The 22,234-nt window shown below is 48.4% G+C and carries 20 protein-coding genes; 5 read left to right on the top strand and 15 right to left on the bottom strand.

What is annotated here, in order from left to right; all coding sequences use genetic code 11:
* Positions 1 to 29: 29 nt before the first annotated feature.
* From kdsA to hemA, 6 genes are all read right to left on the bottom strand, one after another.
* A complete protein-coding gene (kdsA, locus tag AC1HDJ_RS07245) occupies positions 30 to 884 on the bottom strand; it encodes a 3-deoxy-8-phosphooctulonate synthase (protein WP_438628896.1) in 855 nt (284 codons plus the stop codon).
* A 29-nt stretch (positions 885 to 913) separates the two neighbouring features.
* The gene (locus AC1HDJ_RS07240; RefSeq protein ID WP_479534620.1) at positions 914 to 1,705 is read right to left on the bottom strand and encodes a transglutaminase family protein; all 792 of its coding nucleotides are present in this window, start codon (positions 1,703 to 1,705) and stop codon (positions 914 to 916) included.
* 28 nt (positions 1,706 to 1,733) lie between these two features.
* Positions 1,734 to 2,117 (bottom strand): SirB2 family protein, encoded by a 384-nt coding sequence (locus AC1HDJ_RS07235; protein WP_479534618.1) that lies wholly within the window; start codon positions 2,115 to 2,117, stop codon positions 1,734 to 1,736.
* Between the two features lie 80 nt (positions 2,118 to 2,197).
* Positions 2,198 to 3,043: a peptide chain release factor N(5)-glutamine methyltransferase gene (prmC, locus tag AC1HDJ_RS07230; RefSeq protein ID WP_479537037.1), complete on the bottom strand. Its 846-nt coding sequence runs from the start codon at positions 3,041 to 3,043 to the stop codon at positions 2,198 to 2,200.
* An 8-nt stretch (positions 3,044 to 3,051) separates the two neighbouring features.
* Positions 3,052 to 4,134, bottom strand: coding sequence for a peptide chain release factor 1 (gene prfA, locus AC1HDJ_RS07225; RefSeq protein WP_479534616.1), 1,083 nt, complete (start codon positions 4,132 to 4,134; stop codon positions 3,052 to 3,054).
* 41 nt (positions 4,135 to 4,175) lie between these two features.
* Positions 4,176 to 5,441: a glutamyl-tRNA reductase gene (hemA, locus tag AC1HDJ_RS07220; protein ID WP_479534614.1), complete on the bottom strand. Its 1,266-nt coding sequence runs from the start codon at positions 5,439 to 5,441 to the stop codon at positions 4,176 to 4,178.
* Between the two features lie 167 nt (positions 5,442 to 5,608).
* Here hemA and lolB point away from each other — a divergent pair, with 167 nt between their 5' ends.
* The 5 genes from lolB to ychF all read left to right on the top strand — a co-directional run bounded on the left by lolB (position 5,609) and on the right by ychF (position 10,174).
* Positions 5,609 to 6,223, top strand: a complete 615-nt coding sequence (lolB, locus tag AC1HDJ_RS07215; RefSeq protein WP_479534612.1) for a lipoprotein insertase outer membrane protein LolB — start codon at positions 5,609 to 5,611, stop codon at positions 6,221 to 6,223.
* Positions 6,207 to 7,106 (top strand): 4-(cytidine 5'-diphospho)-2-C-methyl-D-erythritol kinase, encoded by a 900-nt coding sequence (ispE, locus tag AC1HDJ_RS07210; RefSeq protein ID WP_479534610.1) that lies wholly within the window; start codon positions 6,207 to 6,209, stop codon positions 7,104 to 7,106. Before lolB ends, ispE begins: the two co-directional genes overlap by 17 nt.
* Before the next feature lie 152 nt (positions 7,107 to 7,258).
* Positions 7,259 to 8,206: a ribose-phosphate pyrophosphokinase gene (locus AC1HDJ_RS07205; RefSeq protein WP_479534608.1), complete on the top strand. Its 948-nt coding sequence runs from the start codon at positions 7,259 to 7,261 to the stop codon at positions 8,204 to 8,206.
* 158 nt (positions 8,207 to 8,364) lie between these two features.
* The gene (gene pth, locus AC1HDJ_RS07200) at positions 8,365 to 8,955 is read left to right on the top strand and encodes an aminoacyl-tRNA hydrolase (RefSeq protein ID WP_438622865.1); all 591 of its coding nucleotides are present in this window, start codon (positions 8,365 to 8,367) and stop codon (positions 8,953 to 8,955) included.
* 127 nt (positions 8,956 to 9,082) lie between these two features.
* Positions 9,083 to 10,174, top strand: a complete 1,092-nt coding sequence (gene ychF / locus AC1HDJ_RS07195; RefSeq protein WP_479534605.1) for a redox-regulated ATPase YchF — start codon at positions 9,083 to 9,085, stop codon at positions 10,172 to 10,174.
* Positions 10,175 to 10,458: 284 nt separating this feature from the next.
* Here the strand turns inward: ychF and AC1HDJ_RS07190 are convergent, their stop codons facing one another.
* The 9 genes from AC1HDJ_RS07190 to AC1HDJ_RS07150 all read right to left on the bottom strand — a co-directional run bounded on the left by AC1HDJ_RS07190 (position 10,459) and on the right by AC1HDJ_RS07150 (position 22,233).
* Positions 10,459 to 10,785, bottom strand: coding sequence for a type III secretion chaperone protein SigE (locus AC1HDJ_RS07190; RefSeq protein ID WP_479534603.1), 327 nt, complete (start codon positions 10,783 to 10,785; stop codon positions 10,459 to 10,461).
* 7 nt (positions 10,786 to 10,792) lie between these two features.
* A complete protein-coding gene (locus AC1HDJ_RS07185; RefSeq protein ID WP_479534601.1) occupies positions 10,793 to 12,505 on the bottom strand; it encodes an inositol phosphate phosphatase SopB in 1,713 nt (570 codons plus the stop codon).
* 507 nt (positions 12,506 to 13,012) lie between these two features.
* Positions 13,013 to 13,267, bottom strand: coding sequence for a phosphopantetheine-binding protein (locus tag AC1HDJ_RS07180; protein WP_479534599.1), 255 nt, complete (start codon positions 13,265 to 13,267; stop codon positions 13,013 to 13,015).
* The gene (locus tag AC1HDJ_RS07175) at positions 13,267 to 16,320 is read right to left on the bottom strand and encodes a hypothetical protein (RefSeq protein ID WP_479534597.1); all 3,054 of its coding nucleotides are present in this window, start codon (positions 16,318 to 16,320) and stop codon (positions 13,267 to 13,269) included. Before AC1HDJ_RS07175 ends, AC1HDJ_RS07180 begins: the two co-directional genes overlap by 1 nt.
* Before the next feature lie 13 nt (positions 16,321 to 16,333).
* Entirely contained in the window at positions 16,334 to 17,353 is a 1,020-nt protein-coding gene (gene sctA / locus AC1HDJ_RS07170; RefSeq protein ID WP_479534595.1) for a type III secretion system needle tip protein SctA, read from the bottom strand.
* Positions 17,354 to 17,485: 132 nt separating this feature from the next.
* Positions 17,486 to 18,736 (bottom strand): IpaC/SipC family type III secretion system effector, encoded by a 1,251-nt coding sequence (locus AC1HDJ_RS07165; protein ID WP_479534593.1) that lies wholly within the window; start codon positions 18,734 to 18,736, stop codon positions 17,486 to 17,488.
* 17 nt (positions 18,737 to 18,753) lie between these two features.
* Complete coding sequence (gene sctE / locus AC1HDJ_RS07160; protein ID WP_479534591.1) at positions 18,754 to 20,502, bottom strand: type III secretion system translocon subunit SseC family protein; 1,749 nt, start codon at positions 20,500 to 20,502, stop codon at positions 18,754 to 18,756.
* Entirely contained in the window at positions 20,499 to 21,011 is a 513-nt protein-coding gene (sicA, locus tag AC1HDJ_RS07155; RefSeq protein WP_479534589.1) for a type III secretion system translocator chaperone SicA, read from the bottom strand. The genes sctE and sicA overlap by 4 nt, the downstream gene beginning before the upstream one ends.
* 190 nt (positions 21,012 to 21,201) lie before the next feature.
* The gene (locus tag AC1HDJ_RS07150; protein ID WP_479534587.1) at positions 21,202 to 22,233 is read right to left on the bottom strand and encodes an EscU/YscU/HrcU family type III secretion system export apparatus switch protein; all 1,032 of its coding nucleotides are present in this window, start codon (positions 22,231 to 22,233) and stop codon (positions 21,202 to 21,204) included.
* Between the last annotated feature and the right edge of the window lies 1 nt (position 22,234).

Here is a 22,234-nt window from a genome sequence, read left to right as displayed (position 1 = left end):
CAGCACGCAATGCCGCGCTATATCAATATTTAGCAAGTTGTATCAAGTACTGGGAAATTCTTCACCAGATCATCGATAGCCTTAAGCTGCTGCAAAAACGGCTCTAGTTTAGCCAGCGGCAGTGCCGATGGGCCATCACACTTAGCATTTACCGGATCAGGGTGAGATTCCAAGAACAGACCGGCAATCCCGACCGCAATACCAGAGCGCGCTAACTCAGCCACCTGATCACGACGACCACCTGATGCAGCGCCAAACGGATCACGGCATTGCAGTGCATGAGTCACATCAAAAATGACTGGGCTGCCATGAGAAACTTGCTTCATGACGTTAAAGCCGAGCATATCAACGACAAGGTTGTCGTAGCCAAAATTACTGCCGCGATCACACAAAATAATCTGATCATTACCGCACTCGGCAAACTTATCGACAATATTACCCATCTGGCCAGGGCTTAAAAACTGCGGCTTTTTGACATTAATCACGGCACCAGTGCGTGCCATTGCTTCCACCAAATCGGTTTGGCGGGCAAGAAATGCAGGAAGCTGGATAACATCGACCACATCAGCAACTGGCTGGCACTGCGCTTCAGTATGCACATCAGTGATAATCTTCACGCCAAATGTCTGCTTTAGCTCTTGGAAAATCTTCATCCCCTCATCCAGACCGGGGCCACGGTAAGAGTGAATAGATGAACGGTTAGCTTTATCAAACGAAGCCTTAAAAACGTAAGGAATGCCCAGTTTATTGGTCACTTCTACGTAATGCTCGCACACGCGCATGGCCATATCACGTGATTCCAGTACGTTCATTCCACCAAACAGGACAAACGGTTTATCGTTCGCGACATCAATATTACCGATGCGTACATTCTTCTGTTGCATGCCCTTAACCTTCCTCAGTAGGGGTGAATTCAGTGCAGTGTCAGTGTTGGTGTGGGAATCGAGCGGATTTGTTCACGCACCAGATTAATCACCGGATCTTTCGGACACTGCTTAACAAAATAGCTTAAATCATCCAGTGCAGCCTGATTGCACTCAAGTGCTGCAAAAATCAGCCCTCGATCACGTATCTCATACGGATCATCAGGGTTGTATTCCAGCAATAAGGTACTGGCTTTTAAGGCAAGCACACCCTGTTTTTCATGCAGCAGCGCACCTTTGAGTGCATCTAACAAGCGCATCGCTACTTGTGCATGCTCGGTGATATCCAAGTCTTCATCCTGCAATACCGCAAACGGGCCTTCATGCCCTTTCAGCCATGCGGTCAGAATATGCTCGCTAACAATTTCACCGTTAAACGGGTTGATAAATAAGGTGGCATCATCAAATTCCGCACGTAGCAAGAACTGGGTAGGAAACACTACCGGATACAGGGGTAACTCCAAATCGGCAGCCAAATGCAACAAGAGTGCACCCAGCATCACCGGCCCGCCCTGCCGTTTTTGCAAAACCCGATCAAGGCGTAAATTATCTGAGTGATAGAATGTCTGATAATCACCGGAAAACTGGCATTCGGTATAAACAGTATGGATCAGTGCCAATAAACGCGGTAAACCAAGCGCAACATGCTGCACTGATTGCACCTGCTGACGCAGTTGCTCTAACTCACTCTGCACAGTGTCAGCAGAAAAATCAGGAAAAATCTGCGCACCCAGCCATGTAAAACTGTCGACTAACGGGTGCTCTTCAAAATCAAACGACATGGTATTCTCAGCGAAGTCACTAAACCAATTAACTAAACCATAATGGTGTTTTGGTGATGGCCAGTTGTGCTATCAGCCAGATCCAGCCCAGTGCACCTAATAGCGCAAACAGGCGGATAACTTTATTCTTACCTTCTTTCAATGCAACAAAGCCGAGCAGAATATAGATCACCACACCCAGCAGTTTCTCCGACATCCAGACTGTATGTGGCGTGAACGGGTAAAATCCGGTCACTACCATCAAACCGGCGCCGCTAAGTAGCAGCACAGTATCATTAATATGCGGAACAATTTTGACCCAGCGCTGCTGCATCACTTTCGCACCACATAGGCTCCAAATAAAACGCAGCACCAGCAAACTGACCGAAATCGCCAGCGTAGTCATATGCAGGTGCTTGAGAAACATGTACATAACGAGTTCCTTTTCGTAAACCTTACGGTAAAAATGGGATAATCAATAGCTGTCAATCAGTATCATTTGTGGTGACATAGCTAAGACCAGCACCCTAAGGTGACACGATCATTGCCGCCATAGTCTTGTTCTGAACGTACAAAATGATAACCGGCTTGCTGAAATATCTGTTGTACTGCTGCCGCTTGTTGCCAACCGTGTTCCACAATCAGCCAGCCTCCGCTAATCAGATACTCCCGCGCACCGGTTGCGATGGTACGAATATCGGCCAACCCTGACTCTTGAGCAACCAAGGCACTGCGCGGCTCAAAGCGCACATCGCCCTGCACAAGATGCGGATCAGCGACATCAATATAAGGCGGGTTACTGGCAATCAGCGCAAACTGTGTATCTAAAGCCTCACGAACCGGTGTAAACCAGCTACCCTGTGCAAACCGGGCATTGCGGATCTGTAACCGCTCAGCATTACGGGCAGCCAATGTCACGGCATCAGGGTGTAAATCAACCCCCAATACTTGGCAATCGGGCCGTTCACTGGCTAGGGCTAAGGCAATCGCGCCCGTACCCGTGCCCAAATCTAACAGCGCACACGGGGAGTCAGGCAATAATGTCAGCGCCACTTCCACCAAACGCTCGGTATCCGGACGCGGGATCAAGGTTGCGGCAGAAACTTCCAACGGTAGTGACCAAAACTCACGCTCCCCTACGATATACGCCACCGGCTCACCTTGTAACCGGCGCTCAAGCAACAATGCCAGCGCCTGCAAGTACTCTTCCGAAAGCAGATATTCGGGAAATGCCAGTATATAGCTGCGGGTTTTTCCAGTGACATGGCAAAACAGCACTTGCGCGTCACGGTACGGGCTTTCACTGCCCGCTTTTGCCAAACGCTCACCCGCCTGTGCCAGCCACTGATCGGTTCTCATCACCCCGATCACTCCTGATCTGATAGCGCTGCCAACTGATCGGCCTGATATTCCTGTACGATCGGCTGAATTAGCATCTCTAATTTACCTTCCATCGCCTCTTCCAAGCGATACAAGGTTAAGTTAATGCGGTGATCGGTAACGCGGCTTTGCGGGTAGTTATAAGTACGGATACGATCCGAACGATCACCCGACCCCAGCAGGTTACGGCGGGTTGACGCCTCTTCCTGATGACGTTTTTCCTCTTCGGCAGCACGAATACGTGATACTAATACCGACAAGGCTTTGGCTTTATTTTTATGCTGTGAACGCTCATCCTGACACTCAACCACAATACCGGTGGGTAAGTGTGTAATCCGGATGGCTGAATCGGTGGTGTTTACGTGCTGCCCACCCGCGCCTGATGAACGGAAAGTATCAATTTTTAGATCAGACGGGTTAATCTCAGCCAGCTCCGCCTCGGGAACTTCCGGTAAAATTGCAATGGTACAGGCCGACGTGTGAATACGCCCCTGTGACTCGGTAGCCGGAACGCGTTGCACACGGTGGCCGCCCGACTCAAACTTCAGCACACCGTAAACACCCTCGCCCGAGATCTTGGCAATCATCTCTTTATAGCCACCGTGCTCGCCATCATTAAAACTGATCACTTCTACCCGCCAGCGGCGCGTTTCTGCAAAACGGCTGTACATGCGGAACAAATCACCGGCAAAAATAGCCGCTTCATCTCCGCCCGCCCCGGCGCGGATCTCTAAATAGCAATTGCGCTCATCATTCGGATCTTTGGGCAGCAGCAACAGTTGTAAATCTTGTTCCAGCGTTTCGATAACGGTTTTCGCTTCGCCAATCTCATCTTGCGCCATATCACGCATTTCTGGATCATCAAGCAACTCTTGTGCAGTGATTAGATCTTCTTGCGCCTGCATCCAGGCACGAAAACAAGTAGTAACATCGGTCAGCTGAGCATACTCTTTTGACAATGCGCGAAAACGGTTTTGATCGGCAATAACACTCGGCTCACCGAGCATCGCCTGAACTTCTTCGTGGCGCTCAAGCAGCGCCTCTAACTTGGCAACAATAGAAGGCTTCATAGGAAAAAATTATCCCGTAAGAATACGTAAGAAAACGGTCTTTATACGTCCAGCCCAAGGCTGCTACGCAATATGGCCAAACGCTCCAAATCACCCTGTCTGGCCGCACTTTGCAGCGCTCGGGTGGGAGCATGAATTAAGCGGTTGGTCAGTTTATTTCCAAACTCGACCAAAATATCTTCAGCATCAGCACCATTACGCAGTGCCAACAGTGCTTTTTCCAGCAATGCCTGCCTTGTTAACTCAGCTTGCGAACGATATTCACGAATAGAATCTACTGCCGTTTGTGAACGCAACCACTGCATGAACAGCGCAGTATCTTCCTTCACAATATCTTCAGCTTCCACTGCCGCCGCTTTGCGCAGCGCCAGATTCCGCTCAATAATCGCGTGCAGATCATCTACCGTGTAAAGATAGGCATCGTATAAATTGCCTACCTCTTCTTCAATATCACGTGGAACGGCAATATCTACAAATAACATCGGTTGATGTCGGCGAGCTTTTAACGCGCTTTCAACCATTCCTTTGCCGATAATTGGCAGCGGGCTGGCCGTTGAACTGATCACAATATCGGCATACATCAAATGCTCGGGGATCTGCGGCAGCGTAAGCACCTCAGCCTGCACTTCATCAGCCAGCGCTTGTGCCCGTTCACGGGTACGGTTTGCTATCATCAAACGCTGCACGCCGTGCTCTTTTAAATGGCGCGCCACCAGCTCAATCGTCTCTCCGGCCCCCACAAGCAATACTGTCAGGGTGGATAGGTGCTCAAAAATTTGCCTTGCCAGTGTGCAGGCCGCAAATGCTACCGATACCGCACTGCTGCCAATCTCCGTTTCGGTGCGCACCCGTTTGGCTACCGAAAATGTTTTTTGGAACAAGCGATCAAGATCAGGGGATAACTGTGCTTTGGCTTGTGCATAGGCCTGTTTAACCTGCCCCAAAATTTGCGGCTCACCCAGCACCAGCGAATCCAAGCCACAAGCAACACGCATTAAATGGGTCACTGCCTGTTGTTCATAGTGGAAATAGAGGCACTCTTTAACTTGCTCGGCAGAGATTTGGTGAAACTCACACAACCATGCAGTTAACTGTGCGGCGGCCTCAGAACTGTTTTCGATAGTGTTATTCAGGCTTAAATACAGCTCAGTACGGTTACAGGTAGATAAAATGACGACACTGCGCACAGCAGGGTGCGCAGCCAAACTCTGATGAGCTGGCTCCATTTTTTCCGGAGAGAACGCCACTTTTTCACGCAGTGAGACAGGGGCCGTTTTATGATTAATTCCGAGAGCAAGCAAGCTCATGCCAAGTTAGTCAAACCAAGTTTATAATACACTGAAAATTATGGTGGCTATTCTACTTGATGACGCGGATCAATTAAAGCAATCACACCTTGTGTATACGCAAAGCGGCATGAATGGCTAGTCTGAAAACACAAATTTCGTTATACTGCACGCCTGACTGACTTTTTATGACAATCATGCATAAATCTTTTTATACACGATTGCTTCCTGTGGCGATAACACTGCTGTTAACAGCCTGTGTGACCCCTCCGCCGGTAGGCACGCAACCATCGATCAGCTGGGCTGAGCATGTCGCACAGTTAGAGAAATTGCAGCGCTATCAAGTGCGCGGGGCATTTGCCTACATTACCCCGGAACGTCGCCAGTCGGCCCGTTTTTTCTTGCAACAGACCGATGCTCAGCATTATCGTCTGTTACTGCTCAATCCTTTGGGAAATACCGCACTTGAGATTATCGGGCAGCCTAACAGCACCCAGCTCAAAGATGGCGACGGTAAACTCTATTCAGGGCCAGACGGCGCTGAACTGATTGCCCGGCTCACCGGTATGCAAATCCCCGTTGATAACCTGCGCCACTGGATTTTGGGCATACCCGGTGCAGGAGATACTTACACGTTAACGGATCAGCGCATCAACCAGTTGCAACATGCCACGCCAACCGGCGAATGGACCATGCACTACAAGCGCTATGACCTGCAAACACAACCTGTGCTGCCTGCCGATATGGAGCTTTTACAGGGAAATCAACGGATCAGACTCAAGATTGATGACTGGATACTCTGAGAGTTCGCCGGATTTGCGCTTACAGTGCCCCTCTCCGGCCAAATTAAATTTATTTCTGTATATCAACGGCCAGCGTGCCGACGGATACCACGATCTGCAAACCCTGTTCCAGTTTCTAGACTACGGTGACACCCTGTGGTTCAGTTGCCGTAACGATAGGCAAATTTACCTCACTCCGGCGATTGACCATGTCCCGCACGAAGACAATTTAATTGTTCGTGCCGCACGCCTGTTGCAGCTGCATACCGGCTGTACACTCGGCGCTGATATTGAATTGCAAAAAATATTGCCGATGGGCGGCGGGCTTGGTGGTGGATCATCAAATGCGGCAACCACCTTGGTAGCGTTAAATCATTTGTGGAAAACCGGCTGCTCACGGGCTGAGCTGGAACAACTTGGCTTACAACTTGGCGCTGATGTTCCAGTTTTTGTACACGGGCATGCGGCATTTGCTGAAGGTGTGGGTGAGCAACTTTATGATTGCAGCCCTGAAGAGAAATGGTACACCGTGATTCATCCTGAAATCAGTATACCGACTGCCGCAATTTTCAGTGATCCAAGTCTCACCCGCAACACACCAAAACGCGATCTGAATACCCTAATGAACACCCCCTACGAAAACGATTGCGAAAATGTGGCAAGAAAACGTTTTCGTGAGGTTGAACACCTTATTTCTTGGCTGTTACAATACGCACCGACTCGACTAACCGGAACCGGTGCGTGTGTCTTTGCTGAATTTGATTCTGAAGCAAAAGCGCGTAACGTTCTGAATATCGCTCCTGAGGGTTTGCACGGTTTTGTCGCCAAAGGCATGAATGTTTCGCCGCTGATGCAAGCAGGCATGTTTTTTGCCGATACATCACCCGCACCTGTGAGTAAATAAAGTAAAAGGTTAATGGCTGACCCCATTAGCATTAGTAATGATTCACTGATCGAATCTGAACGGCTCATCCACCTAGAACACCGTATAAACGAGGTTCTAGACAAACCGCCAGATTCACCTCCGTATCCTGACGCAAGCCTGAGGTTCTTCTCGTGCCCGACATGAAGCTTTTTGCTGGTAACGCAACGCCGGAACTGGCACAACGCATCGCTGACCGTTTGTACATCTCTCTTGGCGACGCTACTGTGAGTCGTTTTAGTGACGGCGAAGTATGTGTACAAATTAACGAAAACGTGCGTGGTGGTGATATTTTCATCATCCAATCAACCTGTGCGCCGACCAATGACAACTTGATGGAATTGGTCGTTATGGTTGACGCACTGCGCCGTGCTTCGGCAGGTCGTATTACTGCGGTTATCCCTTACTTTGGTTACGCCCGTCAGGATCGTCGTGTACGTTCTGCGCGTGTACCTATCACCGCGAAAGTCGTGGCCGATTTCCTGTCTAACGTCGGTGTTGACCGTGTTCTGACTGTAGATCTGCACGCCGAGCAAATCCAAGGCTTCTTTGACGTCCCGGTTGATAACGTTTTCGGTAGCCCTGTGTTGCTGGAAGATATCCTGTCTAAGAATCTGGCCAGCCCAGTGGTCGTATCTCCGGATATCGGTGGTGTTGTGCGTGCACGCGCTATCGCAAAACTGCTCAATGATACCGATATGGCTATCATTGATAAGCGCCGCCCACGTGCAAACGTCTCTCAGGTTATGCACATCATCGGTGATGTTAATGGCCGTGACTGCATCCTGGTTGATGACATGATCGATACCGGCGGCACACTGTGTAAAGCGGCAGAAGCGCTGAAAGAGCGCGGCGCAAAACGTGTGTTTGCTTATGCAACACATCCGGTATTCTCTGGTACTGCGCTTGAAAACATCAAAAACTCGATGATTGATGAAGTGGTTGTCACTGACAGCATTCCTCTGACACCTGAGTTCAAAGCGCTGGATAAAGTCCGCGTACTGACACTTTCAGGCATGCTGGCCGAAGCGATTCGCCGCATCAGCAATGAAGAGTCAATTTCTGCGATGTTTGAGCATTAATTTGCCCAATATCCAAGCCTAACGGCCATTGCAGAGCATCACACAAAGGCACCTTCAACGGTGCCTTTTGTTATTCTGCCGCGACAAGGTTAAAATGCACGGTATTTTCGGTTATCCCGCAAAATCTCTTTTCCCTTATTGTTAACCATGAGAATGCCATGAGTACGATTAAACTGGTGGTTGGCCTTGCCAATCCCGGCGCTGAATATGCCGCAACCCGCCACAATGCAGGGGCATGGTATGTTGATCTGTTGTGCCGCCGTTACAATTGCAGCATGAAAGAAGAGGCGAAATTTTTTGGTTATACCGGCCGTCTGCAACTGCACGGGCACGATGTCCGCTTGCTTGTACCCACCACGTTTATGAATTTAAGCGGCAAAGCCGTTGCAGCCATGGCCAGTTTTTATCGCATCAACCCCGATGAAATTTTGGTCGCGCATGATGAGCTCGATCTGCCTCCTGGCGTGGCCAAATTTAAACTTGGCGGCGGTAACGGCGGCCATAATGGTCTGAAAGATATCGCCAGCAAGCTGGGTAACAACCCCAACTTTCACCGATTACGCCTTGGCATTGGTCATCCGGGAGATAAAAATAAAGTCACCGGTTTTGTGCTGGGCCGACCACAAGCAGCAGAACAAACGTTAATTGATGATGCCATTGATGAAGCAGTACGCTGCACAGAGGTGCTGTTACAAAATGATATGCTGGCAGCAATGAACCGACTGCACAGCTTTAAAGCCAACAAATAGCGCTGTGCCGTTCATCGTCACCGCAATATTGTAGGATACAAAACTACCACCAAAGCTGTGGTATAATACAGAGTTTGAATTGCACCTTTTTGTGCATGATATTTTGAGTGTAGAAGGTAATTACATCATGGGATTCAAATGCGGCATTGTGGGTCTGCCAAACGTTGGTAAATCTACCCTGTTCAACGCCCTGACCAAAGCGGGTATCGAAGCAGCTAACTTCCCGTTCTGCACCATTGAGCCGAATACAGGCGTTGTTCCTATGCCTGATCCGCGCCTTGATCAGCTCGCTGAGATCATCAACCCTCAGCGCACCGTACCAACCACTATGGAATTTGTCGACATTGCCGGTTTGGTTAAGGGTGCGTCAAAAGGTGAAGGTCTGGGCAACCAGTTTTTGGCTAATATCCGTGAAACCGAAGCTATCGGCCACGTAGTCCGCTGTTTTGAGAACGACAACATCATCCACGTTGCAGGTCAAGTTGACCCAGCAGATGATATTGATGTTATCAATACCGAACTTGCTCTGTCAGACCTTGAAGCGTGTGAACGTGCACTACAGCGCGTGCAAAAGCGTGCTAAAGGTGGTGATAAAGACGCGAAACTGGAGCAGGAAGTGCTGACCAAGTGTCTGCCACATCTGGAAAATGCCCAGATGCTGCGTACACTTGATTTAAGCAACGAAGAAAAAGCGGCGATCAAGTACCTCAGCTTCCTGACGCTTAAACCAACCATGTACATTGCCAATGTCAATGAAGATGGTTTTGAAAATAATCCATATCTGGATAAAGTGCGCGAAATTGCCGTTGCCGAAGGCTCTGTCGTGGTTGCTGTCTGCGCGGCTATTGAAGCGGATATCGCCGAGCTGGAAGAGGAAGATAAAGCAGAGTTCATGGCCGAGCTAGGTATTGAAGAGCCGGGCCTGAACCGTGTGATTCGTGCCGGTTATGAGCTACTGAACCTGCAAACCTACTTCACCGCGGGTGTGAAAGAAGTGCGCGCATGGACTATTTCTGTGGGTGATACAGCGCCACAAGCAGCAGGTAAAATCCACACTGATTTTGAAAAAGGCTTTATTCGCGCACAAACTATCGCGTTTAATGATTTTATTCAGTATCGTGGTGAACAAGGCGCTAAAGAAGCCGGTAAAATGCGTGCTGAAGGTAAAGATTATATCGTTAAAGATGGCGATATCATGAACTTCCTGTTTAATGTGTGATGATCTGCGTTATTTTACATCAGAGATAATTGCTAATGCTCTGAAGATAAAAATACGCATCTAAGGCGTTACAGGAAAATTACCGATAAAAAGGCATTCATCATGAATGCCTTTTTGTTTGGTTAAATTAAACCCGCTATGCGCCAATATTTAATACCTTCATATCCGCAGACTCAGTTTTTAGCGTTTTGTTATCAATTATCATATCATCACTAAACATGGTGATTTTTACTTTGCCATCTTAATTAACATGACGATTGTGTTGGCGGCTCTGTAATGGTCAACTAAAACTGCCTGACGCTATGAATAAGCAGCTCCATTCCTGCGACAAGAGAATCGTCCATGCTATCAGCAGGAAGACGGGTCGCTGCAATCAGTGTGGTATTGTCGGCATCTGTGCCAAAAATAACTGGACCGGAATAGCTCAGCTGTAAAGCGCGTTGCAGAATTGCCGTATCCTGTGGCAACGGCAAAAAAGGACACGACATTTCAAGTCCTTCTGATGACTCGTTAAAATAGATGTGTAGGTCATCGTCCACGACCAGCATCGCGTCGTCTTCAGGATAATCCAATCCAAGTGTTTCATATAAACGTGAAAGTAAAGAATACATAGCAACCCTATGAAACGACAAATTCAGACATGTACTTGGACCGCTCCCAGGCCTTATTATCGCCGATACGACCTGTGTTATAAGATAAGTTCATCAATGGTATACCTACGTCCTTAATAACTTTATTTCCTGCTAAACCGGTATTTTGGGCCTGAACTTCAAGATTACCAGAGTTAAGGAGTACTTGTTTAAGCAACCATTTTCCGTTTTGATCGAGAGAGCTGCCCGGTTTACTGAGAGAATTACTCTGATGTAAAGAGATCGCTTCCCGCTTTATTTCCACATCCAACATACCGGTACGATCTTTACCGCTTTTACAATTCCAGCAAGGAACGCTGTTAATTTCATTAGCCAGCATGGTCACTCGTTGAGCGAGTTTGTAAGGCTCTCCGTTATCATGATGATGTGATTTATTTTTCCATATCGTTTTAATTTGATGGCTAAGCTCTTTTACCAGCCATGCATTACTCGGATTTTTTGACAAATACTCCCCAACCCAGCCACCGGGTTCGGATCCTGGCTTTAAATCTTTACCTAATAATTGTTGTAAGGCCGGATGGTTATAGCTATCTGATGTTTTATTGCCAAGGCCAAATTTAAGTGACAGCTCATTGACCCCAAAATTGAAGGCCGCCGCTTCAAAGAAAATTTGAACCTTACACAGGTTACCACTGGTATCTTTTATATCCAGCTCAAGCGGCGAGCCTGATTTATTCAATGCCTGCCAGGCCTGGATTTGATCGCGAAGCATGATATCTTCTCCGCCGAATAAACCTGTCGGAGTGAGTAGCGATGTTGATACCAACCGAAGAGGCACGACTTCTCCACTTAAAGCACGCTCAAGAAGAGCAGGTTTGCTAAAAAGCGCAGCACTAACAACCTCTTTTGCTCTGTTCACCGCCCCAACATGTCGCTCCTGCGGGTCTTTTATCCCCATAGGGGAAAGCACACCATGGCGTATACCGCTAAACAGCTTTTTTTCCTTACCATCCTCAGTTTTTACGCTTACCGTTGAGCTCCAGAGATTACTGGCATGTCGTGTATTACTTGTATCCCAACAGTTGACCCCCTTACCGTTATAAGAGGTAGGGAAAATATCATGATCGCCTTTTTTCATTTCTGCTGCTGGCCGCTGCAGGCTGATATACTCATTGTTGTTTTGGACGAATTTTTTTTCAATCGTCGTCCACGGGCGGTTATTGAGATAGTCGACGCGAGCTTTTTTATAAATCTCAGCCGCTACCGGACGAGCCTCACTCATAGAGAGGTTATTGCTGTTTTTTAAATCATAGGCAAGATGGTCAATAACAATATTTTCCATTTGCTTTGCCATATAAACGTCTTTGTGCAACGCCGGCATGTCGCAATTCACCGCTGTGATGTCAGGGAGTTTGATTGTATTATTAATTTGGTTTAAAGCAGGGTTGGTGTTGCCAAGAGCCATCCTAGCAATGTCAATAACTTGATTTTTAAAGTTAATAATATCACCTATAGAGTACGCCTTACCCCCATTTTGCTCAATTTTGCTTTTGACATCTACGTCAAAGCGTTTTTCTTTTCCAGTAAACAAAACTTCAGATTTTGAGGGCGATATACCTCTATCTGATCTGATGCTGCTGAAGTTTAAGGCGATAATATTTTTATTTTTTTTATCCGTACTACTGTCAGGTAAAAAAAATGCTCTGCTGCTAAAATTATTAAATTTAATAGAATCAACCATTGTAACCCGCATATTTTAAAGGAAGATGGGGGATTCTATTGTTTATGACCGTAAAAAAAATATCAAAAAACGCTCACGCATTCAATCTGTGATAATCATACAAACTACTGGTTGACTGATAGAATAGGCTTAGCGCTTGCTAAAGACTTGCATTAAAAACATCCTTTATAAAAATTATGTGTTCTAAGTTTTATTTTAAACGATAAAAATAGAGATAGATTTATTGCAATGTATATTCATTAATATCTATTGAAATACTCATACGAACCAATTATGGCTGGATTCGTATGAGTATTGTGGTAATTATACGCAGTTATCTGAAATTAAAACTGTCTTACGGTTTAACAACCGAGTATTTCTCCAGCTCCTATACACTTTTTTATTTGGTGACTAATCAGATAGCACAAATTGGACTGAGTTCTCTTTTTCAAGTAATTCACTATTCAGAACTGAGATTTAGAGGCTAATAGGCAAATCTAATCAGTGGCCACAACCACAAAAATGGATTTAAACCTCTGCAGAGGTTTGGGGCAGATGACGATACAACATCTGACACAGATCCGCGACAGTGTGAACCCCCACCAGATAGTCTATCTCTATATCAATTTCAAACACATCCCCTAGAATCAATATCATATCGAACAGTGCCAATGAATCAACACTCAAATCAACCAATAGAGAATCGAGTGTTACCGGACGATCATCTATCATAAGACTGCACTGCAGCACAGTAATCACTTTTTGCTCAAGGGTAGGCTGCATCAACGTGTTCCTTTGTTTTTTTCAAGCGGTCTTGTGAGCAAATCGCGCGTTAAAGCGCCAAGCTCGGTCAATACCACCCTGCTGTTCTGCGGAGCTACTGAGGACATTTGTAAACGTTTGGCTTTGTCACTCGTGATCCCTATCCCTTCTAACAACTGGTTGATCATTGCGTGGGGTTTCCCTTTTAACAGATCCGTATTTCTGATTAGTCTGCTAGCAAACTGTACGGCTTGTGCTCGTTGCGACTGGAAACCAAAGTGTTCATCCTTCATTAGCTTACTCAACTCACCCAATGGTTGATAGCCGGCAGTGTCATCATCAGTTTCCAGACGTTTCAAATGGTCGGCGCATACTAACGGATTGTTTGGTAGCACGTTATCACGCAAGGCTTCGAACGCTCGGCGCATAGCTAAAGGAACGCCTGCCCCGGGTTGCATAAGCATACGCAAGCCACGCAAAAGTTCGCGCTGCGCGCTAGCCTGATCACGCAAGGTTGTCCCGTTCAAGCGGCTTGGCAATACACTTTCGAACCGCAATCCTGACCAATCTGACCGAGCGTTGGTGGGTACGCTTTCTTGTTTCTTCACCGATTGGTGTGGCACAGTATCCTTTATTTTTGATCCCACAGTGACCGAAGCCGAAGCGCCATCTTTCAAGACAACCGCTGGTTGCTGACTGGCAGGACCGATTGACAACTCATCCCCCAGTTTTCCGTTCAATGACTTTTGAGCGGAGGGCGCAGCCAAATCCGATAAGGTGCTCTTAGTGGTAGTTGATGTAATCTCGGTGGGACGACTTGCAGATGTAGCGACTGCTGAGGGTTTGGCTGTTTCAATCAACCCCGTTAACGCACTGGCCACTTGGCGGGCGGCATCGTTTAAGGCTTGTGCTGTTGCTAGTTGCCGTTCAGCTACCGGGGTGGCAACTGCCTTCTCTGTGCCCACATCCAACCCATCGAGTAATGCGCGGATCACTGGACGCTCAGAGTATGCTTCCAGATTAGTTACGCGAAGCATCTGCTTCACAAACGATTCCAGTCTAGGTCGAAGCTGAGCAATATCAGGGTGCTTTAATAACTCGGACAACCTGGATAACTGATCCTGTCCTAACGGCAAGTTAGCTTGGTCAGTTGTCTTGTTTGGCAATATCTGATTCAACCAACGATCATAGGCTGTCCGCTGTGTAACAGGTAGGGTTGGGGCTGAGGTAAGCACACCCCGTGCAACATGTATCAGCTCCCAAGCTGCCTTATCGCCATATTGGAAATCACTGCTCCTCAGAACATTTTCATTCAGCAACGTTTGCAGTTGGCCTTTTAAACGCAACCGATCCCAGTCTACCTGCCTGGCAAAACTCTCATTCCGAGTTGGCTTATTAGCTCCGGTATTCAAGTTCCCGTTAATATTGGGGGGCTGTAAAGATTCGGTATTTAGTTTGGAGGACAAGGCTAAATCAGGGGAGCCACTATCCGTAACAGTTTCTATTACCAAGGACGATCGACTTGCAGATGTTGCTCCAGCAGAGGGTTTAGCTGTTTCAATCAATTCGGTTAACGCACTAGCCACTTGGCGGGCAGCATCGTTTAAGCCATTTTTATGGCTAAGAACCTTAGAGTGTAAGGATTCGGTATTTAATTTGGAGGAAAAAGCTAAATCAGGAAAGCCACTATCCGTAACAGTTTCTGTTACCAAGGAGGATCGACTTGCAGATGTTGCTCCAGCAGAGGGTTTAGCTGTTTCAATCAATTCGGTTAACGCACTGGCCACTTGGCGGGCAGCATCGTTTAAATTATCTTTATTAGAACCTTTGAGGCTAGCGATTTCAGGCTGCAACCGATGAGTCGGCTCTGATCTGGCAACTTCCGTTTTAAAATCAACAACTCGCACATTCTCCAGCACATATTTTAATGCTGAAGTCTGATTCACCATTTCATCGGCTGCACCACGATCTAGGCCACCCCACGCGTTAGCCTCCGCTGCAGTACTTACTGACCTAGGCTGACCTGCACCGGCAGGAAAGTTGTAGTGGCGATGATCACTGTTATCATAAGACTTAACACTGTGATCATAAGACTTAACACTGTGATCATAGTGATTATGCGTATCCCCGTAGCTGATCGTTATCCCTGGATGGTTAGGGTCTGCAGCAGAACGGGAAGGTTGTGGTTGCTTTGCATCATCATCTGATGGCTGTGCTGGCTTATCTGACGGCCGCGGATTGATACCGGGATCGGGTTGTGATCCATCCTGTTTCAGCTGTTCGGCGATCGCAGGCAACAGCTTGCGCAACAACTCGGGCAAGATAGCGACGGTGTCGAGATCCCGAGATAGCTTACCAACCCCAGCCCCTTGCCCTTGCAGTAGTTCCGTACGATAACCTCGCAGACTTTCCCAAGCTTGTTTGGCTCTATTATCGATCAAATCCATTACTGTCTTGAACGAGCCCTCTTCTAGGGGTCTACCTAGCTCTGTCTCAATCGAGGAGAGGATAAACTGGGTCACCTCTGGTAACAGGGTATCAGCCAAACGGTTATATTCATCGCCACACACCTTTTTGGCAATTTCAGCTAATGAATTTTCCAGCTTGCTCCGTTGCTGATAACATTTATTCGTTTTTTGCGCCCAAGGGCCAAAACCGGATTTGCTGCCTAGCCCGTCATTGACCATTTTCTTGACATATTTTTCCGCCAGAGTATCTAGCTGCTTGCTATCCTCCGGCGACAGCTTCTGCTGTTTGAGTTGGTGATAAACCTTGGCAAACTGGGTAATCTCCTCCTTTGCATAGCGGTTACCCGACTTTAAAAAAAGTGCGGAAGCCCCTTGTGCGTCAGCCCCGTTGGCAAATAGTGCATCTCTGGCCTCCCTTGCATGGATAATGCTGAAGTTGACCATCAGGTCACCCGCATCCGAACGATGGGCAAGCCGTGGTTCTGTGGCAGAGATTCCATTCCTGCAGCCCTTAACCTGACTAGCCAAAGGAGTCAAAGGAACCATGCTGTGACTTGCGCTTCTTACCAAACTAGGGGATACACGTGGTGTAATACTACCTGGCATACTGATCTCCTCTTTAGCCCTGTAAGAAGGATTTGCACGTTTCAGTACAACTGCTGATGGTGCTACTCAATACCTTGACCAGATTGTCAAACAGCGAGTTGGCATTGCTGTATTTCTGGGTCAGGGTTTGCAGGGTATTTTTCAGGTTCTCTTCTTGCGCTTTGAAACCAGATTGCCAGGCCTGAAAGGCAGCGTTGTTTATCTCTCCACTCGGTGGCAGGTTATCAATCATGTTCTGGATCGGGCTCATATCAATGAATACATCACCGCCCACCACACAACTCTCAGGTAATCCCAACTCTTCTGCCCACGCCTTTGCCTCTTCAGGTGTCCCTGAAAACAGTGGCTTATCCTCAAAATCAGCCATTAATTTCTCTAAAGCCACCTTCAATGCTGCAGAGTTGAAAGTCACCGAGTTACCATCAGAACCTGGAGTGATCCAGCCGCCCATCTGGCTCAGTATTTCACTAAAAGCCTGATAAAATTCGGTATAAAGAGCGACAACATCCTCATAGACCCCCAGATAGTTGTCATTGATATCGCCTATATCTTCGGCAATCTGATCCCACAGATCGCTATCGGAGATCATTTTAGACCCCTCCATCCCTTCCTCAGGACTGGTACGAGCCTGTGGAAATGCCTGCAATCCCTGCTGCAACGCCAAGCGGGAAGTGTCTGCTAACGGCAGTTTAATCGCAGAGAGGCCCTGCAACTCACGTGACAGAGAATTGACATTGATCTTGCGATCGTCGCGAAGATCCTGCAGGAAGGTATCTAACTTAGGAGTGGCCGGATTGCCAGTAGCGATCCTCTCAGCCAAGCTGGATTCCTGCTGTTTGATCTCGCCCTGAGCAGCTTGTATCTGTTTGATCTTGGCCTGAGCTCCCAGTAGGCGTTGCTCATCGGCAAATACCGAATGCAGGGGTAACTCTGAGAAGTCGGCCACCTGCTTAGACTCAGTGGCTTGACTTGCTGTTTCGCTAGGTAGCCGGACAGGCTGAAAGGAAAGCGGTGTGGTCACGGTGGTTGTCATAATGTCTCCAAAAAAGGTTGCCAAAAGAGCCCCGCAAGGCACAGCAGGCTCTCTTTACTTGAATTCCGAACAGAAAATCCGCCTGACAAAGCCAGGCGGTATGGGATAGATACTTTCCGTCAGAGCAAAGAGTTAGGCTCGAATATTGCCGGCAATCGCGCCCATTGCCGCACTTCTTGATTGGTTAACCGCATCGACCATCCGGATCAGCTCCTGAATGATGGTGTCGGATTTACGACTGCTTTCACGAGTTTCTTGGGAAGCATTATCCGCCACTCTGCTGCTGGCTTGACTAATCTGTTGATCCGAACGCTCCAGTGAAGCAGCAAACGTACCGCCAGCCATCGCCATCGAATTCACTGCAGCGGAACTATTCTGAATCGCCTGGCCGACCGCGAACGTGCCTTGACCAGAGAGTTTGTTTCTTTCCAGTGCTATTGACTCATCCATTTGCTGAGCTGAAAGCCCGTTACTAGGACTACCCAACGCAGCGGTATGCTCTTTCGAAAGCTGCTTATTGCTAGGCGACAGATCATACACCGACGTCTCGCCAGAGACCGGATTGGCCACTGCCGGACGCAGATTATCCACGCTATCCGTTCCCGCTGTACCCGGTTTGACCTGCGCATTCGGTTTAAGATCTACCTTATTCAGGCTGTCTGCTTTCGGGCCCATAGATGCCACATTGGGCCGCTTGAGTGCATCCTGCATGCCCCCGAGCTCCTTGGTCGTATTGTTTACTTTCATGCCGTTTAACTTCAGGGCATTACTCTGCTCTTTCAAGCCATTAAGACTCGTTTTAGCGCCAATCCCTGTCACCGCAAACTGGAATGCTGCACCGGATATCGATGAGGAGAGTGCAGCCATCCCTTCGCGTACCATCGCGGCAGCAGCAAATTCCACTGCATCGAATGCCACCAGTGACAACTTAGTGCTCAGCTCAGTATCGGCGGTACGCAAAGATGACATCAGTACGATGGCTTGAACCAACAGAGCGGTCATTCGGTTGGAATAGCCACTGATATCGAAGCCAGAATCATGCTGTTCGTCACTACGCAGAGATAGCTCTTTCGTTGCAGCTTGCTCCACTTGACTATAAAGGGTATCGACACTACCGGAAAACGTGCTATCAAGACGCAAACTTTCCAACCAGCTACCCAATACGCCTGTATCTTGTGGCGTTAACAGACCACGGGGGGCTGTAAGTTCGGGTTTATTTTGCCGCGAGGTAGCCTGAGTTTTACCGCCTTCACCTGCTACCAGACGCAAAATTGCATCGAGCTGATCTGCAGAAATAACCTCTTTTTGACCGGTAATAGCGGGATCTGCTTGCAAATCCAACATAGCAAGACGAGGCTGGCGTGCACTAGCAAGAATTTCCATATTTATTATCCTTAAAATTAGGCGCGGCTATGGCGCAATACGAAGCGACCTGCTTCATCACTTTGTTGCTGAGCGGTGGACATGGCGACCATCAGTTGTTGCGTGATTTTCTGGGTGCTAGCAAAAGCCTCCACCGCTTGCTGCAACCACAATTGAATCTGGGTCATCTCGGCCTGTGCCAAAGTAAAATCAGCCATAGCATCGCTGGCATTCTTGAGAAATACACCTTGTGCCACACTACCGCCAGCCTGAGTGCCTGACTGAACAATCTGCCCTCCAATCACCACTTTATTGAGGGTATTGCTGATCATTTCCTTGGCCATAGCCTTCTTGCCAAGACGTTCGACCCCCTCCTCCATCAAATCTTTACTGGTATTTTTGATGGTATTCTTGGTCGTATTCTTGGCCATATTCTTGAGCAGATCTGGTGCGATTTTTTTGATGAGATTTTGAAAAGTTTTGCTGAGAGCTCCGCCCAACTTACTCGCCGCACTCTTACCAACCACAGCTACCGCCACTATAATGGCCACCATCGCGATCGCTGCCAGTACCGCCCCCACGATGGCGCCGATCATCTCAGCCTGCTGCTTATCGACACCAAAACTTTGCAATGCGCTGGAGATAGCTTTACCAATCATATCCATCAGTGGTTTAAGGATGTTCTCCATTAACGGTTTGAGTGCTTCTTCGATAAAAGAGACTCCGGTGGTCGCCTTGACCACTTGATCTGTCGCCATCAAAGCGAGCCCCACCGCAGCCACCGCCAGACTAGCGCCACCCGTGAAGGCAGCAGCAGCCAAGCTGACCACGGTCACCAAAGCGCCTAGAATCTTGCCAATACACCCCATGGTGCGGTTAAGTTCTTCTGCTTTGCGAACCTCTTCCTGATATTCGGCAGATTTCTTTTCCATTTCAGCTTGACGACCCACTTGCATCGTCTGAAAGAGCGCCATATCACTCTTGAGGCTCTCTTCGTTATTCTTGCCTACTAGCTCCACAAACATCGCCATCAGCATAGTCAACTGCGCCACATTACTCAGGTGACTTTCCTGCTGCTGACTCACGCTCTGGTTGGTACTAGATAACTGCTGAGTCTGGCTCAACAGTGCATCAGCTTTGGCCATCTTATCTGTGGCATTGGCATGGGCGGCTTTCGCTTTCTGCTCGGCTTGGTTCACTCGTGTCTGCGCACTGGACACTTCGGCCTCAGCCTGCTGACACTCAGCCTGAGCATTGGCGTAACCCGGATCATCTGGCGAAAGCTGCGCCAGTTTGGCCTGCGCCTCGGCCAGCTTGCTCTCGGCGGCTTTAAGTGCTGCAGTGGCGCTGCCCAATTCGCCAATAGCCTGCTTATAGGCCTCGGTAGCTGCTTCGGCTTCGGCAATGGCCTCTTCTAATTCACTGGATAACTGCAGCCCCATCGCTACCTGTGATGCCATCATCGCTTGCCAGGTGGCAATACGACTGGCGAACTGGTTAAGCGACACATCACCCAACAAACCAAGTAATTGGCCCAACAACAGCGTTAACTGGCCACCATTGTCCAATGTTTGCTCTGCCCGAGGAGTGGGAGGGGTCAGGCTCGGTGTTGCCAACCCTCCGTCCGATTTGGCAACGCCATCTCCTTGTGCTGCCTGCAAAGCAAACAAGGCTTCTGCAGAGGTTTGTGCGGCTTTGACAAAGTTTCCGCTAACCTGCTCCCCTCCTTGCAATAACGTGGCAAGATCAAGAGGTCTTCGTGCACCAGTTCCTGTGATTTGACTCATACTGACTCCTTTTGCTGCTCATTTTGCTGCTCAGGTGACTTGGCGTTTTCCTGCGATAACGAATCCAGATAAGCTTGTGCCTTGGCACGCAGCTCTTCATCCCCGCTCTGCTTGCATACCAGCTCGAAACATTGGCGAGCTTGGTTAGCTTTGCGCATCAGCAATTGACACTGTCCGGTAAACAGCACCGGCCGATAGTCATTTTTGCCAAGAGCAAAGGCAACCGCATACAGATCAGCAGCCTTTTGAAATTGCTTCTTAAGCTGGTATACGGCGGCAAGGCCCATGATGTAATCAGGATTGTAGAAGTCGTAAATGCAAAGAAAGCGGAAAAATGTTTCAGCTTCGTCAAGTCGTCCTTTGTTGTAAAAATCGTAAGCATGCGCGTACAGCCCCTCCATCATCTCCTGTGGAATGCCATGCACATCTTTCAGGGTTGCCCCTTCGTTTACCGCTGCCCAAATCATCTCCGCAACTTGCTCTTCGTTGACATTGTCTTGAGGGCTCATCAAACATCTCCTAGTCACTCTCACCACCCCGGCAGAGCTGGCTTGATGCGAAGAAGGTTGCCCTTCTCCAATGTTGTTATTCAACCGCAGCTGCCGCTGCTAAGCATTCACAAATCGCTCATTACACTCATCATTCATTACACAGCTCACGTTTACTGCTACTGATCCCCGCTAATGGTGAGCGCCAAACTCATACTCCCGCTTGTTCCACTTGTTCCAACCAGACCAGCAAGCGCAGCACTTCATCCACCTCTTGCAAATCAACAAACGAGTAACGACGGTGACTGCGGTAAATACGGCGAGCTAGGGCGATATCCCGCACCACCGGCACCCCCACTTTTTCGGCATATCTCCGCACGGCCAGAGCTCGCTGGTTGGTCTCTAGCACTGAGATAAAAGGGATTGGTAAGATTTCTGGTTTGAAGTAGATACCCACCGTGATGTGAGTTGGGTTAGCGATGATCAAGCGAGAGTTTTCGATGTCAGATTTCACCTGCTCGGAGAGGATCTCCATATGTAATTCACGGCGACGGGACTTCATTTCAGGGTTACCATCCTGCTCCTTGTTCTCCCGTTTAACTTCGTGCTTCTCCATCTTCATATCTTTCATGAACAGGAAGTATTCGGCGATGGCATCTAACAGCAGCACTATGACGATGCAGCCTAGGCAAGTTAGCACCAGCGACATCAGCAGTTCTCGCCAAATCACCGCGACATCAAGCGGTGAACCATACAACTGGGCAAACAGCAGCCCCTTGTGGTTATTCCAAACCACCAGCAGTGCCACCACAAAACACCCCAAATAGAGCACCGCCTTGATTGCATCTTTCACTGTCCTCAGGCTAAACAGTTTTTTGAAACCATTAACAGGGTTGAGGGCCGACAAGTTGAATTTCAATGCTTCGCTGGCCAGCACGAATCCGCTCTGCAGCAGAGTCGGCAGCACCGATGCAACAATACAAAGCAACAGGATGGGCAGCATTAAGGTCAGCCCTAACCACAACACGCCGTGGGCATAGCCACGCAAATCTTGATTAAAGCCACCCGCGATGGCCTGACGAAACACCCCCATCAACTCCACCAGCGAACCGAACGAGAGCACATAGGCCACCCCGCACAGCATCAGACAGGCGACAATCAGATCGCGGCTCTTGAACGATTGCCCTTTCTTGGCCGCATCCTGTAACCGTTTCTGGGTGGGTTGTTCGGTCTTATTCGACATC

The sequence above is a fragment of the Plesiomonas sp. ISS29 genome, from assembly GCF_056522795.1.
This window is presented reverse-complemented; position numbering and strand designations above follow the sequence as displayed.

Bases quoted from the DNA above. Each gene is read 5' to 3' on its own strand.
- kdsA (WP_438628896.1), bottom strand. From the start codon at position 884: ATGCAACAGAAGAATGTACGCATCGGTAATATTGATGTCGCGAACGAT.
- AC1HDJ_RS07240 (WP_479534620.1), bottom strand. From the start codon at position 1,705: ATGTCGTTTGATTTTGAAGAGCACCCGTTAGTCGACAGTTTTACATGG.
- AC1HDJ_RS07235 (WP_479534618.1), bottom strand. From the start codon at position 2,117: ATGTACATGTTTCTCAAGCACCTGCATATGACTACGCTGGCGATTTCG.
- prmC (WP_479537037.1), bottom strand. From the start codon at position 3,043: ATGAGAACCGATCAGTGGCTGGCACAGGCGGGTGAGCGTTTGGCAAAA.
- prfA (WP_479534616.1), bottom strand. From the start codon at position 4,134: ATGAAGCCTTCTATTGTTGCCAAGTTAGAGGCGCTGCTTGAGCGCCAC.
- hemA (WP_479534614.1), bottom strand. From the start codon at position 5,441: ATGAGCTTGCTTGCTCTCGGAATTAATCATAAAACGGCCCCTGTCTCA.
- lolB (WP_479534612.1), top strand. From the start codon at position 5,609: ATGACAATCATGCATAAATCTTTTTATACACGATTGCTTCCTGTGGCG.
- ispE (WP_479534610.1), top strand. From the start codon at position 6,207: ATGACTGGATACTCTGAGAGTTCGCCGGATTTGCGCTTACAGTGCCCC.
- pth (WP_438622865.1), top strand. From the start codon at position 8,365: ATGAGTACGATTAAACTGGTGGTTGGCCTTGCCAATCCCGGCGCTGAA.
- ychF (WP_479534605.1), top strand. From the start codon at position 9,083: ATGGGATTCAAATGCGGCATTGTGGGTCTGCCAAACGTTGGTAAATCT.
- AC1HDJ_RS07190 (WP_479534603.1), bottom strand. From the start codon at position 10,785: ATGTATTCTTTACTTTCACGTTTATATGAAACACTTGGATTGGATTAT.
- AC1HDJ_RS07185 (WP_479534601.1), bottom strand. From the start codon at position 12,505: ATGGTTGATTCTATTAAATTTAATAATTTTAGCAGCAGAGCATTTTTT.
- AC1HDJ_RS07180 (WP_479534599.1), bottom strand. From the start codon at position 13,267: ATGCAGCCTACCCTTGAGCAAAAAGTGATTACTGTGCTGCAGTGCAGT.
- AC1HDJ_RS07175 (WP_479534597.1), bottom strand. From the start codon at position 16,320: ATGCCAGGTAGTATTACACCACGTGTATCCCCTAGTTTGGTAAGAAGC.
- sctA (WP_479534595.1), bottom strand. From the start codon at position 17,353: ATGACAACCACCGTGACCACACCGCTTTCCTTTCAGCCTGTCCGGCTA.
- AC1HDJ_RS07165 (WP_479534593.1), bottom strand. From the start codon at position 18,736: ATGGAAATTCTTGCTAGTGCACGCCAGCCTCGTCTTGCTATGTTGGAT.
- sctE (WP_479534591.1), bottom strand. From the start codon at position 20,502: ATGAGTCAAATCACAGGAACTGGTGCACGAAGACCTCTTGATCTTGCC.
- sicA (WP_479534589.1), bottom strand. From the start codon at position 21,011: ATGAGCCCTCAAGACAATGTCAACGAAGAGCAAGTTGCGGAGATGATT.
- AC1HDJ_RS07150 (WP_479534587.1), bottom strand. From the start codon at position 22,233: ATGTCGAATAAGACCGAACAACCCACCCAGAAACGGTTACAGGATGCG.